The following is a 15,102-nucleotide window of genomic DNA, read 5'->3' on the forward strand; positions in this document are numbered from 1 at the left end:
GAGGCACTTCATGCGCAGAGTCGTTGTAACCGGTCTTGGATTGGTCACTCCTTTGGCCAGCGGGGTCGAGGAAACATGGTCGCGGTTGCTGGACGGGGAATCCGGCGCAGGCCCCATCACGCATTTCGACGCTGAGGCAAGCGGGGTCACAACGACCTATGCCTGCGAGGTGCCGCGCGGGGATGGTACCAACGGAACGTTCAATCCTGATGATTGGATGCCGCCGAAAGAACAGCGCAAGATCGAAGACTTCATCCTGTATTCGATCGCGGCTGCGGAAATGGCCTGCAAGGACGCAAACTGGTTGCCGGAAGATGAAGAAGACCGTCTGCGAACAGGTGTTCTGATTGGTTCGGGTATTGGTGGGTTGGGCTCGATTGCCAACACCGCTAATCTGATCCGTGACAAAGGTCCGCGCCGGGTGTCGCCGTTCTTTATTCCGGGTGCTCTGATCAATCTGGCCTCGGGTCAGGTGTCGATCCGCCACGGGTTCAAAGGGCCGAACCATTCTGTTGTGACTGCCTGTTCGACTGGTGCCCATGCGATTGGTGATGCCAGCCGTATTATCCGCGCGGGTGATGCGGACGTCATGGTTGCAGGTGGCGGCGAAGGCTGCATCTGCGAGATTGGGATTGCAGGTTTCAATGCCTGTAAGGCGCTGTCGACGAAATATGCAGACGACCCGAAGAAAGCCAGCCGTCCCTATGACGTCGACCGCGACGGGTTCGTCATGGGCGAGGGTGCGGGCATCGTGGTGTTGGAAGACTACGAACACGCAAAAGCACGTGGAGCCAAGATTTATGCCGAAGTTCTGGGTTATGGCATGTCGGGTGATGCGTATCACATCACCGCGCCGTCAGAGGATGGCGATGGGGCCGAACGTTCGATGAAGGCCGCGCTGCGCAGTGCCGGGCTGGAGCCGAAAGATCTGGACTATATCAACGCGCATGGCACCTCGACCATGGCGGATACGATTGAGTTGGGTGCTGTGGAACGCCTGCTGGGTGATCATGCGGCAAATGCCACAATGACATCGACAAAGTCAGCCACTGGGCACTTGCTGGGGGCTGCGGGCGCGATTGAGGCAATTTTCTCGATTCTTGCAATCCGTGATCAGGTTGCGCCGCCGACGATCAACTTGGACAACCCGGCTGTCGAAACACCGATTGATCTGGCACCGAATGCCAAGCGCGAGCGTGAGATCAACGTGGCTCTGTCAAACTCGTTCGGGTTTGGCGGTACCAATGCCAGCGTGATCTTTGGAAAGGTCAGCTAAATGTGGCGGGCCATTGCTTCGAATGCTCTGACCATGTTGGTGGTCGGCTTGTTCCTGATGGGCGGTCTGATCCTTTGGGGGCAATCTCAGTACAAGGCGGAAGGCCCGCTTGAAACCGCAATCTGCCTGCAGGTTAGAAGCGGATCGAACATGACGCGTGTCAGTCAGGAACTGGAAGATCAGGGCGCGATTAGCAATGCGACGCTGTTCCGGATGGCAGCGGATTACACCGACCGCGCGCAGCAGCTGAAAGCCGGTAGCTTTCTGGTGCGCGAAGGCGCGTCGATGGAGCAGATCATCGCTGAGATTACCAGCAGCGGTGCCAGCACCTGCGGATCCGAGATCGAATACCGCATCGGCGTGACCCGTGCCCAGACACGGGTGCGCGAGCTGAACCCCGCGACGTTGGAGTTTGATGAAATCGCGTCTTTCGATGCGTTGGAGGAAGAGGCGCCAGAAACCTATACCGAAAAACGTAACGAGGCCGATACCAGGTACCGTGTGTCGTTGGCCGAAGGCGTGACCTCGTGGCAGGTGGTTGAGGCGTTGAAGTCCTTCGAGGCGCTGGCCGGAGAAGTGACTGAGATTCCGGCCGAGGGGATGTTGGCTCCAGACAGCTATGACATTGTGGCCGGTCAGGACCGCAACGACGTCCTGCAAGCCATGCAAGATAAACAGCAGCTTCGGATCAATGCGGCCTGGGAAAACCGTCAGGATGGCTTGCCGCTGGAAAGCCCCGAAGAGATGCTGATCCTTGCTTCGATCATCGAAAAGGAAACCGGAGTTCCCGAAGAGCGTGGTCAAGTAGCCAGCGTGTTCGTGAATCGCCTGAATCAAGGGATGCGGTTGCAGACGGACCCGACGGTCATCTACGGCGTGACCAAAGGGCAGGGCACTTTGGGTCGGGGTTTGCGGCGCAGCGAGTTGAATCGCCCAACGCCGTGGAACACGTACCAAATCGATGGGTTGCCGCCGACCCCGATTGCGAACCCAGGTTTGGCAAGTCTTGAGGCTGCTGTTGCGCCGGATGACACCAGCTTTGTGTTCTTTGTGGCCGATGGTACCGGCGGTCATGCGTTTGCAGAGACGTTGCAGGAGCACAATCGTAACGTAGCCAAGTGGCGCGAGATTGAAGCCGAGCGGAACTCGGGGAATTAATCCGAACCTTAAACGCTTTCAAAAGAAACGCCGACGTCAGAGGGTTGTCTGACGTCGGCGATTCATTTTGAATTAGGTGTGGGCGCTACGCAGCAGGACGCCTGCGGCGGGGACGTCGACCTTTTGACCCTGAAGGTTTGCCAGCACCATTTGCCGGTTTGGGCTTGAACCCCCGGCGGCGGTTGTTCTGGCGACGCGCCGGTTTTTGAGTTTCTATCCCTTCGGGCATGGAGCCGCTTGCCACTGGAATTTCGATCTTCATCAGCTTCTGAATCTGAAGCAACAAATCGACTTCTTCCGGAGAGCAGAAGGCAATAGCCTCACCTTCGCGCCCGGCACGGGCTGTGCGGCCGATACGGTGGACATAATTATCTGGCACTTCGGGCAGGTCGAAATTGATGACATAGGCAACACCGGGGATATCGATACCACGGGCTGCGACGTCGGTGGCCACCAGGACATTGACCTCGCCTGCGCGAAACGCCTTGATCGCGCGGTCGCGTTGCCCCTGGCTTTTGTTGCCATGGATCGAAGCGGCGTTGTAGCCGTCGGCCACCAGTCCCTTCATCAACCGCTCGGCCCCGTGTTTAGTGCGCGAAAACACCAGCGTTAGGGCATTGCTGTCTCGTGAGAGAATCTCGCGCAGTTTGGCTGGCTTTTCGGGTTTTGAGACGAAATGCACGGACTGAGTAATTTTATCGGCGGCCTTGCCCGGAGGCGAAACCTGCACCCGTTGCGGGTTATTCAGATAGGCTCGGCTGAGTTCTTCCATTTGCTTGGGCATGGTCGCGGAAAACAGCATGGTTTGACGCGGCGTTCCCAAAGCGGGTGCAATGCGACGCAATGCGTGAATAAAGCCAAGATCAAGCATCTGGTCTGCCTCGTCAAGCACGAGATGCCGGACTGCGCCGAGGTCAACCGCGCCTCGGTCCATTAGGTCAATCAAGCGACCGGGGGTTGCGACCAGAATATCAGTGCCACGGGACAGGAACATGATCTGCTTGTTGATCGATTGTCCGCCCACAACGGTCGCCACACGCAGCTTGGAGCCTTTGGTTAGGAAGCGCAGGCTGTCGGCGATTTGGTTCACCAGTTCGCGGGTCGGTGCAAGGATCAGCGCTTTGGCTGTCTTTGGATCAGGTTTTCCCGGCTGAGCCAGCAGGTGGTCGATCAGAGGTAGGCCAAAGGCCAGTGTCTTGCCTGTACCAGTTTGGGCCAGCCCGAGGATATCGTGCCCATTCAGCGCCAGCGGAATGGCTTGATTCTGGATCGGGGTGGGTTGTGTGAAATTGGCGCTTTTCAGTGCTTTGTTGAGTGCGGGGGCAAGGCCCAGCATGTCGAAGTCGAACAAAAAATTATCCTTTTTGTCCGGAGCTATCGCCCACGGACAGATCGTGACGGGTCGCATGTGGCGACCAGCAGGGTTGTGCGAGACCTCGGGACGGGCAGGCGCACCCTGCGCTATCCGGTCGTCGCGTCAAGAACCCTGCGTGATGGGGAACTGTAATGTGGATCGGGCGCTGTAGGGCGGAAGAGGTCCGCGCAAGCTCACGCAGCAGCGCTTTGATTGGCGGCAAATGGGGGTTGAGGGAAGGATTGTCAAGCTAGCATTTGTAAATGGAGCCATGCGTTGGCAGCGAGGGTGTCAAATTTAACGCGTTTCTTAGCCCGGTTTTGAGTGACGTCCTGAAGCAAGAGGGTGGTTTTGATGGTTTTTCAACGAGAGCAGTATTCGCGAAGCAGCTATGCAGGGGGGCTGAAAGTCTTACTTCTGCGTACGCTCCCTGTTGCGTTCGTGTTGCGTAACTAATTGACATTGCGAACTTAAATCCATATAAGTTGTGTCATGCTAGAAGAAGTGGGCAACGGCCACGGGGAAACCCAGCGGCCGTTTTTCGTTTCTCTCGTGCGGAGAAAACTCACGCATGAGGTCACAGGCAAACATGACTTTGATTACCCCGGAAGAGCGGATTTCCCAGACGGCTGATTTGTTGCAGTCGCTTGAGAGGTCCATTCGCGATCTGCGGCAAGCGGCGGAAGACCTGCGCAAACAGATCGGTGCCGGGGAGGATGCAGATCTTGCTGGTTCAGCCAGGCAACTCGGGCAGTTAGAGGGGCTGATCCGAAGTTGTCAGAAAGTGGAGACAAGCTTTGTCGAACAACATCACAGACAAGCCGGAATTGCCCAAGGGGGGTACGCGCTCGACCTTGAGCGCGCTCGATTTGAAATCGGGTGCAGGTTGGCTCGCCTCCGCCGATGCTGCGGTGCGGGAGAGATTTCTGAGTGAGATCGGGGAGGGGGGGCTGTGTGCCCTCCCTTTCCTGTTCGAGTTCTGGGCGCTGCCGCATCAGTTGCCGCCCGAGGGCGATTGGCGGTCATGGGTGATCATGGGCGGGCGCGGCGCGGGCAAGACGCGCGCCGGGTCTGAATGGGTACGGGCGATGGTTGAGGGGGCCAAGCCGTTGGATCGTGGCGAGGCCAGTCGCGTGGCGTTGGTTGGCGAGACCTTCGATCAGGTGCGCGATGTGATGATCTTTGGCGACAGTGGAATTTTGCAATGCTCGCCGCCGGACCGGCGGCCTGTGTGGAAGGCATCGGAGCGCAAGTTGATCTGGCCCAACGGGGCCGAGGCGCAGGCGTTTTCGGCGCATGACCCGGAGGGGTTGAGGGGACCACAGTTTGATGCGGCCTGGGTGGATGAACTAGGCTGTGCAGCAATTGACAAAGGTACCAACCAGCCCAACAAGTTCCTGGACCCTAAGTCTTCGGAATCGCTGTTGCCTGCGTATTCGAACGGATTGCGGGATGATTTCATTCAGGCGCAATACCTGACGGCGACTCTTGGGTATTGGAACGATCCCGCAGTCAATCCTGTGTCACATATCTATGGCTCTCGGATGCTGGACTTGGCGAACGCTTACGTCTGGGCCTGGGACACTCGTCCATTTCCTACGTTCCCCAATCTGCAAAGACAGTGGGATGATGGTAAGAACTATGCCCGTGGGCATTGGCTGAACGGGCGGTCCGGATCGCGCACGCTTGCATCTGTCGTGACCGAAATATGCCATGGGGCAGGTGTGACGGATATTGACGTCTCGCGGCTTTATGGCGTGGTTCGGGGATATGTCATCGAAGATGTGACCAATGCGCGATCTGCGTTGCAGCCTTTGATGCTGCGGTATGGTTTCGACGCGATCGAACGGGACGGTCAATTACGGTTCCAGATGCGCGACGGCTACGGTGCGGTCACGCTGGACTCCGATCATCTGGCTGTAAGCAGCGATCTGGAGGGTACGCTGGAACACAGGCGCGAGGCCGAAGCCGAAATGACCGGGCGGGTTCGTCTGCGATTTGTGCAGTCAGATTCCGACCATGAACTGGTTGCCGAAGAAGCCGTGCTGCCCGAAGATAAAACCCATGCTGTGTCCGTGAACGAAATGCCCTTGTCGATGACACGCACGGAAGGCCGTCAGACAGCCGAAAGATGGCTCAGCGAAGCTCGGGTTGCGCGTGATACTCTCAGGTTTGCATTGCCACCTTCGCAATTGCATCTGGGGGCGGGGGACCTGGTTCGGTTATCGGATGCTGTAAACAGCCCTATCTATCGCATCGACCGTCTGGAAACATCTGACTTGCAATTGGCCGAGGCGGTCCGGGTTGAACAAGGCGTCTATAAAGCGTCGGAATTGAAAGATGACAGGCCGACAGTCAAACCCTATGCCGCGCCAACGCCTGTATTGCCGATCTTTCTGGATCTGCCGTTGATCACCGGGGCGGAAACGCCGCATGCTCCGTATCTTGCCGTGTCGGGCGATCCTTGGCCTGGTGCCGCTGTTGTTTACTCTTCGTCCAGTGACGAATCGTACACTTTAAGCGACATCATCCAAAGGCAGGCAGTTGTTGGCACCACGGAAACACCACTGCACCGCGCCAAAACGGGGGTTTGGGACGAAGGCCCCGCGCTGCGGGTCAAGCTTGTCTCGGGTCAATTGGAATCGCGTACGCGCGGATCGGTTCTGAATGGCGTTAACCTGGCGGCCATCGGTGATGGGTCGCCCGGTAATTGGGAGGTATTCCAGTTCTCTGACGCGACCCTGGAAGCGCCCGGTGTTTATGCCCTGAGCGGCCGTCTCAGGGGGCAACTGGGTACGGATGCGCTGATGCCGGATGTCTGGCCGGATGGGTCCGTGTTTGTGTTGTTGAACACGCAGATCCAGCAGATCAACTTGCGACGCAATGAACGTCGAATGGCCAAGCACTATAGGATCGGCCCGGCAAACCGACGCTATGATGACCCGTCTTTCCAACATCTGATCGCCTCGTTTGATGGTAACGGACTGCGCCCTTACGCTCCGGCGCACTTGAGTGTGCAATCCAGCTTATCCGGTGATGCATTTAGCTGGATACGGCGCGCGCGTCTTGACGCTGACGATTGGTCGGGATTTGAGATTCCATTGGGCGAGGAAAGCGAATCTTACCTTGTGCGCATCCGTGCCAATGGCACCTTGATGCGCGAAGAACTCATCGCCGAGCCGTACTGGACTTATTCTGCGTCCATGAAGGCGGCGGATGGGGTCACTGGCGCGTACGAGCTTAATGTGGCGCAGGTGTCGGCGATCTATGGCCCCGGTTTGTCGTCGCGTTTGACAGTGGGGCTGGTGATCTGATGCGCCCAGTCCTGCACGGAGATGTCAGCGCAGCGGCGCGCGCGTTGCTGACCGTGCCGCAAGCGGAACGGACCCGTCTATGTGTTCGGATGATCCATGAGGCGGAACTGGCCGACGAGCATCTTAAAAACACCGGGCGGCTTCATCCCATTCACGGCAACGGCTCTCTCATGGCCGTTGCTCGCAACAGAGCCCTGGCAGATGAGCCAGGGTTCGACAACTTGCAATATTGCCAGTGTTTTGAAACGGTTTTGCACCATCTGTCCAGATTTCTGATCACCCGGCAGCGCAGCTAACGCATTTGCTGGCAGCCAAGTCCAAAGACAACCGCCCATCCGGGATACGATCGCCGCAATCTTCGCAATACCCGTACTCTTCCTCCTCAATCCGTACCAAAGCGGCTTGAAGCCGGCTCTTTTCAATGTCGCGGTTGGCCTGCTGTGCTTTTGCCATCGCCTGGTTTTGCAAGGCGTCCATTCGGCTCAGCCGCCCAATAGCCTGCTGATCCAATTCGACCACCGCCTGCGCCTTTAGGGCTGACGCAGAAAGCTGCTCAAGCTCGGCCAGCCGCTCGCGAATTTTTGTTTCGAAATATGTGCTTTCGGACTCATTCATTTTTGTTGCGCAGCAGATCATGGGTTTGCGTTTGGTCTTTTTGCCACTAAATGGCATTCTAGGCGCAGCAAAGGATCAAAAGCCATGTTTGAAAAGCGCAGCCATGTGACGCCGGTCGATCCGGTGTGGAACCGCATCACATCCGAGGCCCATGCGGCCGTTGAACAAGAGCCACTTATGGGCGGCCTTGTGCACGCTTGTATCCTGCATCACCGCAGTCTTGAGCGCGCGCTTTCCTATAGGATTTCGGCCAAGCTGTGTTCTAACGAAATGTCGATGATGGTCCTGCGCGAGATTGTCGATGAGGCTTACGGTGATGATCCCAATGTGATCGAAGCGGCGCGGGCCGATTTAATGGCTGTTTACGAACGTGATCCAGCATGCCACCGCCTTTTGCAGCCAATCCTGTATTTCAAAGGCTACCAGGCCATGCAGGCTTATCGCGTCGCGCATTGGCTGTGGAACAAAGGTCGCTATGATCTGGCCTACTTCTTCCAGATGCGCTCGTCCGAGATTTTCGGAATCGACATTCACCCAGCCGCAAAAATCGGAAAGGGTATCATGATCGACCACGCGCATTCGATTGTGATTGGTGAGACTGCTGTTGTGGGTGACAATGTTTCAATGCTGCACTCTGTAACGCTGGGTGGGACCGGCAAGGAAGAGGAACAGCGTCACCCCAAGATCGGTAACGGTGTTCTTATTGGAGCCGGGGCAAAAGTGCTGGGCAACATCGAAGTGGGCCATTGCAGCCGTATCGCTGCCGGTTCGGTGGTATTGCAACCCGTGCCAGCGTGCAAAACTGTTGCAGGTATCCCGGCGAAGATCGTGGGCGAGGCGGGATGTGACCAACCCGCAATTTCGATGGATCATATGCTGGGCAAAGACCAGTAGGTAAAAATCACTTCAAGCGGTTGGTGCGTTTTTCCAACGGCTTGCGCTTGCGTTCCTCTCGTTTTTGCTGGCGCAATTCTTTGCGCCGCTTTTGTTCAGCTTTCTGCTCGGCAATCGCCGCAGGATCGTTGGAATTGAATTTCGAGTGCTCACCCGGATAACTGTTCGGTTTCGCAATCGCCTCGTCTGATGCCGTTCCGGTCAGAAAGGCCAAAATTATCAGGCTTTGAACAAGGTTCTTGCGGGTCACAGCGCACTCTCCTTCTGTCTTAATCTTAAAGAACAAGGTGGGAGAGCAGACTGCTTTAGGCAATTGATGCGCCGATCACGTGGGCTCAATTCGGCGCCAAGAGATAGGATGCCCCCGCCCGGCAAGAGCTTGGACGGGGGCATGATTCAGTTCCTCAGGCCAGCATGACCATCGGGTTTTCCAGATTATCGACGATGGCCTTGAGAAGTTCCGCCCCCAACGCCCCGTCGATGACGCGATGATCCACGGACATTGTGACAGACATCACGGTTGCCACGGTCAATTCGCCATCATCTCCGACAACAGGCTTTTTCACACCGGTTCCTACAGCCAGAATTCCGGCATGCGGCGGGTTCACAATGGCGTCGAAGTTATCGATGCCGAACATGCCTAGGTTCGAGATGGCAAAGGTGCCGCCCTGGTATTCATGCGGGGCCAATTTGCGCTCACGGGCGCGGCCTGCAAGGTCTTTCATCTCGGTAGACAGGGCGGACAGCGACTTCATGTCAGCATCTTGCAGAACCGGGGTGAACAAGCCGCCTTCGATCGCAACAGCAACAGCCACGTCCGAAGGTTTCAATTGCAGCACCCGGTCGCCCGCCCAAACTGCGTTGCAGGCTGGAACCTGTTGCAGCGCGTTTGCGACGGCCTTGATGATGAAATCATTGACGCTCAGCTTCACGCCACGGCCTTCCAACTGCTTGTTCAGTTGGCTGCGGAACTTGAGCAGCGCGTCCAGTTTGATGTCGCGACGCAGGTAGAAATGCGGGATGGTCTGCTTGGCTTCGCCCAAACGCGCGGCAATGGTCTTGCGCATACCGTCTAGCTGAATTTCTTCGTACTCGCGACCTTCGTACATGCGTGCGACCATATCTGCCAAGGGGCCGGCAGGTGCCGCAACAGGAGCCGAAGCAGCCGCAGTTGGGGCCGGTGCCGCAGCAGCCGTAGCAGTGGTCGCCGTGGTGCTTTCAACATCTGCCTTGACGATACGGCCATGCGGCCCCGAGCCGCTGATCTGCGAAAGATCCAGACCTTTTTGTGCCGCGATCCGACGGGCCAGAGGTGACGCAAAGACGCGACCGCCATCTGCCGTGACCGGAGCCGCTGGGGCAGGTGCAGGCGCCTCAGTTGTCGCTGCCGAAGCAGCCTCTGTGCCCGCAGCGACCGCTGGTGCAGCCACAGGCGCTGCGGCATGCGTTGCTGCGATGTCATCCGCGCTTTCGCCGTCTTCCAGCAGAACCGCGATGGCGGTGTTTACCTTGACCCCTTCAGACCCCTCGGGGATCAGGATCTTGCCGATGGTGCCTTCGTCAACGGCTTCGAACTCCATCGTGGCCTTGTCGGTTTCGATCTCGGCCAGCAGGTCGCCGGACGAGACTGCGTCGCCCTCTTTGACGAGCCATTTTGCAAGCGTGCCTTCCTCCATAGTTGGGGATAGGGCGGGCATCAGAATTTCGGTGGGCATGTCTTCATGTCCTCTTACTTCGAAAATGAGTATATCAGCGTTGCGATGTCGATCAGGAGAATGGCCGCGCAGAAGGTGACGAACACCCCCACGACCACAGAGCGCGCCTTCGAGACGCGTGGATGGTTCTTTTCGAGCCACTCGGTGAACAGACCAAGCGCTGCGGCGTCGCTGTGTTCAATGGTTGCCAGATAGTCCATACCCAGTTGCAGGCGCTGCTGCTCGAGTACGATGTAAATGACCGAGGCATAAGACACGACACAGGCAACAGACAGCATGGCTCGGATCGGCCAAGCGCTGGTCAGGTTGCCCTCGACCGATAGCAGATCGAAAGAGATCTGGTCGAAGGCCTCAAGATTGAACGCAATACTGACAAAGGAAACCACCAGGAACGCCGCACAGACATAAAGCAGGTTGCGGTTGTTATCCTTGCGCGCGGAGACGAGGCTTTCGAACAGCCAGTCCACGCCCGCAGGATTATGTACGTTCCCGGGGGTCATCGCCTATCGGTAGGTCACTTGTTTGACGGCGGCGATCACCTCATCGGTGGTGATCAGCGCCAGCTTTTCCAAGTTCGCGGCATAGGGCATTGGCACATCCTTGCCGGTGCAGTTGATGACCGGGGCGTCGAGATAGTCGAACGCTTCCTGCATCACCACTGAGCTGATGTAGCTGCCGACGGAACCCTGCGGCCAGCCTTCTTCAACGGTTACCAGACGGTTGGTTTTCATAACCGAGTTGATGATCGCGCCGGTATCCATCGGGCGGATGGTGCGCAGGTCGATCACTTCGGCGCTGATGCCTTCTTCGGCCAGCTTGTCGGCGGCTTCAAGCGCGTATTGCATGCCGATACCGAAGCTGACGATGGTCACGTCGGACCCTTCGCGCCAAATGCGCGCTTTGCCCAGCGGGATGGCCAGGTCATCCACTTGCGGTACTTCAAAAGAGCGCCCGTAGAGGATTTCGTTTTCCAGGAAAACTACGGGGTTGGGATCACGGATTGCCGACTTCAGCAGACCTTTGGCATCCGCGGCCGAATAGGGCATCACAACTTTCAGTCCAGGTACCTGCATGTACCAGGCAGCGTAATCCTGAGAATGCTGAGCAGCCACGCGCGCGGCAGCACCGTTGGGGCCACGGAATACGATTGGGCAACCCATCTGACCGCCTGACATGTAAAGCGTCTTGGCGGCAGAGTTGATGATCTGGTCAATCGCCTGCATGGCGAAGTTGAAGGTCATGAACTCGACAATCGGCTTCAGACCACCAAAGGCCGAACCAACAGCGATACCTGCAAACCCATGTTCGGTGATCGGGGTGTCGATCACGCGTTTGCTGCCGAACTCGTCCAGCAGACCTTGGCTGATCTTATACGCTCCCTGGTATTCGGCGACTTCTTCACCCATCAGGTAGACGTCTTCGTCGCTGCGCATTTCCTCGGCCATCGCGTCGCGCAGTGCTTCGCGGACGGTTTCAGACTTCATCTCTGCATCAGCAGGCCAGTCAGGCGACAGATCGACCACCGGTGCGGCAGGTGCAGCAGCGGGGGCAGGGGCCGCTGCGGGGCTAGCCTCGGCTGCCGCTTCTGCTGCAGGAGCCGCTGCGGGCAGGGCAGAGGCGTCTTCGCCGTCTTCCACCAAAACCGCGATAGGGGTGTTCACCTTGACCCCTTCGGTCCCTTCAGCGATCAGGATTTTTCCAACGATCCCTTCATCGACCGCTTCGAATTCCATCGTCGCCTTGTCGGTTTCGATCTCGGCCATAATATCGCCTGAAGATACAGTGTCGCCTTCCTTAACCAGCCACTTGGCCAGCGTGCCCTCTTCCATTGTGGGCGAAAGGGCGGGCATGAGAATTTCGGTTGCCATGTCTTATTCGTCCTCTCAGGCGTAAATGTCGGTCCAGAGCTCTTCGACGGAAGGCTCGGGGCTTTCTTTCGAGAATTCGGCGGCTTGATTGACGATCTCTTTGATCTCTTTATCGATCGCCTTCAGATCATCCTCGGTTGCGTGTTTGCCGCTCAGCAGAAGCTCGCGCACATGTTCGATCGGATCGCTCTGCTCGCGGACCTTCTGAACCTCTTCGCGGGTGCGGTACTTGGCCGGATCAGACATCGAGTGGCCACGATACCGGTAGGTTTTGACCTCAAGGATGTAAGGGCCTTTGCCCGCACGGCAGTGGGCAACAGCTTTTTCACCTGCGGCCTTAACCGCCAACACATCCATACCGTTGACGATCTCGCCGGGGATGCCAAACGCTTCGCCGCGCACGTAGATGTCCGGCGACGATGTCGAGCGCGCCTGCGCTGTACCCATGGCGTATTGGTTGTTTTCGATCACAAAGACCACAGGAAGATCCCAGAGAGCGGCCATGTTGAACGTCTCATAGACTTGCCCCTGGTTGGCCGCGCCATCACCGAAATAGGTGAATGTCACGCCACCGTTCTCTTTGTATTTGTCAGCAAAGGCCAGACCTGCACCCAGCGGAACCTGTGCGCCAACGATGCCGTGGCCGCCATAGAAATGCTTCTCTTTCGAGAACATGTGCATCGAGCCGCCCTTGCCTTTGGAAAGGCCGCCTTCGCGCCCGGTCAGTTCGGCCATAACGCCGCCCGGATCCATACCGCAGGCCAACATGTGGCCGTGATCGCGATACGAGGTGATGCGTTTGTCCCCTTCCTGAGCTGCCGCTTCGAGGCCGACAACAACGGCTTCCTGTCCGATATAAAGGTGGCAGAAGCCGCCAATCAGACCCATACCATAAAGCTGGCCTGCTTTTTCCTCGAATCGGCGGATCAAAAGCATCTCGCGGTAGTAGGTCTTGAGTTCTTCCGCAGAAACGTTTGGTTTCTTTGTGGTTTTTCGCGCAGCCATTGTGGCGATCTCCCCCTTTCGGACAGATAGTTTAGCGTTAAACTATCTCATAAAGCATTTGATGCTATCTGGCGAGGGTAAATGTGACGCAGCGTCGGATTGCGCTGAGCCACGCTTGTCGAAGCAGGGTAAAATTTTGGATGTGCCAGATTTTTCGACGAAAAATCCAAATCAGGTCAGCGAATGACAATCTCGTCTGCGCGGATCATACCCAGAACCGAACGTGCCTGTTGGTCCAGAAGATCTAGATCAAGGTAGGTATCGGACAGCCTTAGGGTCAGGTTTTCCATCTCGGTGATCTCGGCGTTCAGTTTCGCCAAGTCGCGCGACAGAGCGTCCCGTTCCGCTGCAATCTCGACCCGCCGAAACAGACCATAGTCTCCTTGCACGGCAGCGAAGGTGAAGTAGACACCCAGCATGAAAGCCACCGAGAAGAAAGCAACTGCGCCCAAACCGGGCCGATGGGAACGGGACACTCTGTTTACCGCCGTATGAAAACTTGCCTCAATAACGGGTCCTTTTTGGACCTCTTTCAGCACTATGTCACAGGTGATTCGGCTTGTGAATCCCCTGACGCGGAAAAATCAGGGGATGAGTCAGAATGTCTCGGCACGCGCAGTAAAACCTTACTGCTCCAACGCTGCAACGCCAGGAAGGGTCTTACCTTCCATCCACTCCAAAAACGCGCCACCCGCGGTGGAAATGTATGAGAAATCATGCGCTGCACCCGATGCGTTCAGGGCTGCAACAGTGTCGCCGCCGCCTGCGACCGAAACCAATTGTCCCGAACGCGTCAAGGCGGCTGCCTTCAGAGCCGCTGCATTGGTGGCTGCATCGAAAGGTTCCAGCTCGAACGCGCCCAGCGGGCCGTTCCAGATCAGGGTTTGGCTTTTTGAAAAGATGTCTGTGATGACAGCAACACTTTCGGGGCCTGCGTCCAGGATCATGCCGTCTTCGGGGCATTGATCTGTGGGCAGCGTTTGATGTGGTGCATGGGCTTCAAACTTCTGTGCGACCACGATGTCCTTTGGCAGAACGATAGTGCAACCGGAGTTTTCGGCTTTGGCCAGAATCTCAGCTGCGGTCCCCTGCATGTCGCGCTCCGCCAATGATTTTCCGACGTTGATCCCTTGGGCAACCAGAAACGTGTTGGCCATTCCGCCACCGATAACCAGATAGTCCACCTTGTTGATAAGGTTGCCAAGCAGCTCCAGCTTGGTCGAAACTTTGGCGCCCCCGACAACTGCCGTTACAGGCCGTTTCGGAGCACCCAAAGCGCCTTCCAGTGCCTCAAGTTCGGCCTGCATTAGACGGCCTGCACATGCAGGCAGAAGCCGCGCCAGTGCTTCGGTTGAACTGTGGGCCCGGTGTGCGGCCGAGAACGCGTCATTGCAATAGACATCACCAAGCTTGGCCATGCCTGCGGCCAGATCGGCGTCGTTCTTGGTCTCGGCAGCGTGAAAACGGGTGTTTTCCAGCAGCAATACCTGACCTGGTTGAAGCGCTTCGGTCGCCAACTCCGCCTCGGTTCCGACGCAATCAGCGGCAAACAAGACCGGCGCGCCGAACGCGCTTTCCAGTGTTGGCACCAACTGCTTGAGCGAAAGATTCTCGCGTCGCTCGCCGCCCGGACGTCCAAAATGCGCCAGCAAGATCGGCTTTCCGCCCGCAGCAAGAATGTGGCGCACTGTGGGCACGATCCGTTCAATACGCGTTGCGTCGGTGACAGTGCCGTCCACGACCGGTACGTTAATGTCCACACGCACCAAGACGCGTTTGCCACCCAAGTCCATATCGTCCAGTGTTTTCCAGCTCATCTTGCGATCCTCGTCATTGGCAACCGATTTAGGCGGTTCTTTTCCTGCATTTTACCCTCAGGTCAATGCGTCACTTGGCATTCACG

14 protein-coding genes are annotated in these 15,102 nt (G+C 57.3%); 5 read left to right on the forward strand and 9 right to left on the reverse strand.

Annotation, left to right across the window (positions count from 1 at the left end):
- Positions 1–10 precede the first annotated feature (10 nt).
- The gene (gene fabF, locus GS630_RS04985) at positions 11–1,276 is read left to right on the forward strand and encodes a beta-ketoacyl-ACP synthase II (RefSeq protein WP_171618780.1); all 1,266 of its coding nucleotides are present in this window, start codon (positions 11–13) and stop codon (positions 1,274–1,276) included.
- The gene (mltG, locus tag GS630_RS04990; RefSeq protein ID WP_171618782.1) at positions 1,277–2,434 is read left to right on the forward strand and encodes an endolytic transglycosylase MltG; all 1,158 of its coding nucleotides are present in this window, start codon (positions 1,277–1,279) and stop codon (positions 2,432–2,434) included.
- Positions 2,435–2,519: 85 nt separating this feature from the next.
- On the opposite strand, the gene GS630_RS04995 is transcribed toward mltG, so the two are convergent.
- The gene (locus GS630_RS04995) at positions 2,520–3,785 is read right to left on the reverse strand and encodes a DEAD/DEAH box helicase (RefSeq protein ID WP_171618784.1); all 1,266 of its coding nucleotides are present in this window, start codon (positions 3,783–3,785) and stop codon (positions 2,520–2,522) included.
- An 800-nt stretch (positions 3,786–4,585) separates the two neighbouring features.
- On the opposite strand from GS630_RS04995, the gene GS630_RS05000 reads away from it, so the two are divergent.
- Both GS630_RS05000 and GS630_RS05005 read left to right on the forward strand, forming a co-directional pair.
- Positions 4,586–7,102, forward strand: a complete 2,517-nt coding sequence (locus tag GS630_RS05000; RefSeq protein WP_253740648.1) for a glycoside hydrolase TIM-barrel-like domain-containing protein — start codon at positions 4,586–4,588, stop codon at positions 7,100–7,102.
- On the forward strand, positions 7,102–7,398 hold the full coding sequence (locus GS630_RS05005; RefSeq protein WP_171179643.1) for a hypothetical protein: 297 nt from the start codon (positions 7,102–7,104) through the stop codon (positions 7,396–7,398). The genes GS630_RS05000 and GS630_RS05005 overlap by 1 nt, the downstream gene beginning before the upstream one ends.
- On the opposite strand, the gene GS630_RS05010 is transcribed toward GS630_RS05005, so the two are convergent.
- Complete coding sequence (locus GS630_RS05010) at positions 7,379–7,717, reverse strand: TraR/DksA C4-type zinc finger protein (protein WP_171234501.1); 339 nt, start codon at positions 7,715–7,717, stop codon at positions 7,379–7,381. The genes GS630_RS05005 and GS630_RS05010 overlap by 20 nt on opposite strands.
- An 84-nt stretch (positions 7,718–7,801) precedes the next feature.
- Here GS630_RS05010 and cysE point away from each other — a divergent pair, with 84 nt between their 5' ends.
- Positions 7,802–8,611: a serine O-acetyltransferase gene (cysE, locus tag GS630_RS05015; RefSeq protein WP_171179647.1), complete on the forward strand. Its 810-nt coding sequence runs from the start codon at positions 7,802–7,804 to the stop codon at positions 8,609–8,611.
- A gap of 7 nt (positions 8,612–8,618) precedes the next feature.
- Here cysE and GS630_RS05020 read toward each other — a convergent pair whose 3' ends face one another.
- From GS630_RS05020 to pgk, 7 genes are all read right to left on the reverse strand, one after another.
- A complete protein-coding gene (locus tag GS630_RS05020) occupies positions 8,619–8,861 on the reverse strand; it encodes a hypothetical protein (protein WP_171179649.1) in 243 nt (80 codons plus the stop codon).
- Between the two features lie 154 nt (positions 8,862–9,015).
- On the reverse strand, positions 9,016–10,326 hold the full coding sequence (locus tag GS630_RS05025; protein WP_171179651.1) for a pyruvate dehydrogenase complex dihydrolipoamide acetyltransferase: 1,311 nt from the start codon (positions 10,324–10,326) through the stop codon (positions 9,016–9,018).
- A 14-nt stretch (positions 10,327–10,340) separates the two neighbouring features.
- Positions 10,341–10,826, reverse strand: coding sequence for a hypothetical protein (locus GS630_RS05030; protein ID WP_171179653.1), 486 nt, complete (start codon positions 10,824–10,826; stop codon positions 10,341–10,343).
- A 3-nt stretch (positions 10,827–10,829) separates the two neighbouring features.
- The gene (locus GS630_RS05035) at positions 10,830–12,194 is read right to left on the reverse strand and encodes a pyruvate dehydrogenase complex E1 component subunit beta (protein WP_171234496.1); all 1,365 of its coding nucleotides are present in this window, start codon (positions 12,192–12,194) and stop codon (positions 10,830–10,832) included.
- 15 nt (positions 12,195–12,209) lie between these two features.
- Positions 12,210–13,199, reverse strand: coding sequence for a pyruvate dehydrogenase (acetyl-transferring) E1 component subunit alpha (gene pdhA, locus GS630_RS05040; protein ID WP_171618788.1), 990 nt, complete (start codon positions 13,197–13,199; stop codon positions 12,210–12,212).
- Positions 13,200–13,375: 176 nt separating this feature from the next.
- A complete protein-coding gene (locus GS630_RS05045; RefSeq protein ID WP_171179659.1) occupies positions 13,376–13,675 on the reverse strand; it encodes a septum formation initiator family protein in 300 nt (99 codons plus the stop codon).
- Between the two features lie 150 nt (positions 13,676–13,825).
- Positions 13,826–15,016: a phosphoglycerate kinase gene (gene pgk, locus GS630_RS05050; protein WP_171618790.1), complete on the reverse strand. Its 1,191-nt coding sequence runs from the start codon at positions 15,014–15,016 to the stop codon at positions 13,826–13,828.
- Between the last annotated feature and the right edge of the window lie 86 nt (positions 15,017–15,102).

The organism is Ruegeria sp. HKCCD7303 (assembly GCF_013111185.1).
GTDB lineage: Bacteria > Pseudomonadota > Alphaproteobacteria > Rhodobacterales > Rhodobacteraceae > Ruegeria.

What these genes read in the sequence shown, in the direction of transcription:
- fabF (WP_171618780.1), top strand. Translation starts at nt 11, where the DNA reads ATGCGCAGAGTCGTTGTAACCGGTCTTGGATTGGTCACTCCTTTGGCC.
- mltG (WP_171618782.1), top strand. Translation starts at nt 1,277, where the DNA reads ATGTGGCGGGCCATTGCTTCGAATGCTCTGACCATGTTGGTGGTCGGC.
- GS630_RS05005 (WP_171179643.1), top strand. Translation starts at nt 7,102, where the DNA reads ATGCGCCCAGTCCTGCACGGAGATGTCAGCGCAGCGGCGCGCGCGTTG.
- GS630_RS05010 (WP_171234501.1), bottom strand. Translation starts at nt 7,717, where the DNA reads ATGAATGAGTCCGAAAGCACATATTTCGAAACAAAAATTCGCGAGCGG.
- cysE (WP_171179647.1), top strand. Translation starts at nt 7,802, where the DNA reads ATGTTTGAAAAGCGCAGCCATGTGACGCCGGTCGATCCGGTGTGGAAC.
- GS630_RS05025 (WP_171179651.1), bottom strand. Translation starts at nt 10,326, where the DNA reads ATGCCCACCGAAATTCTGATGCCCGCCCTATCCCCAACTATGGAGGAA.
- GS630_RS05030 (WP_171179653.1), bottom strand. Translation starts at nt 10,826, where the DNA reads ATGACCCCCGGGAACGTACATAATCCTGCGGGCGTGGACTGGCTGTTC.
- GS630_RS05035 (WP_171234496.1), bottom strand. Translation starts at nt 12,194, where the DNA reads ATGGCAACCGAAATTCTCATGCCCGCCCTTTCGCCCACAATGGAAGAG.
- pdhA (WP_171618788.1), bottom strand. Translation starts at nt 13,199, where the DNA reads ATGGCTGCGCGAAAAACCACAAAGAAACCAAACGTTTCTGCGGAAGAA.
- pgk (WP_171618790.1), bottom strand. Translation starts at nt 15,016, where the DNA reads ATGAGCTGGAAAACACTGGACGATATGGACTTGGGTGGCAAACGCGTC.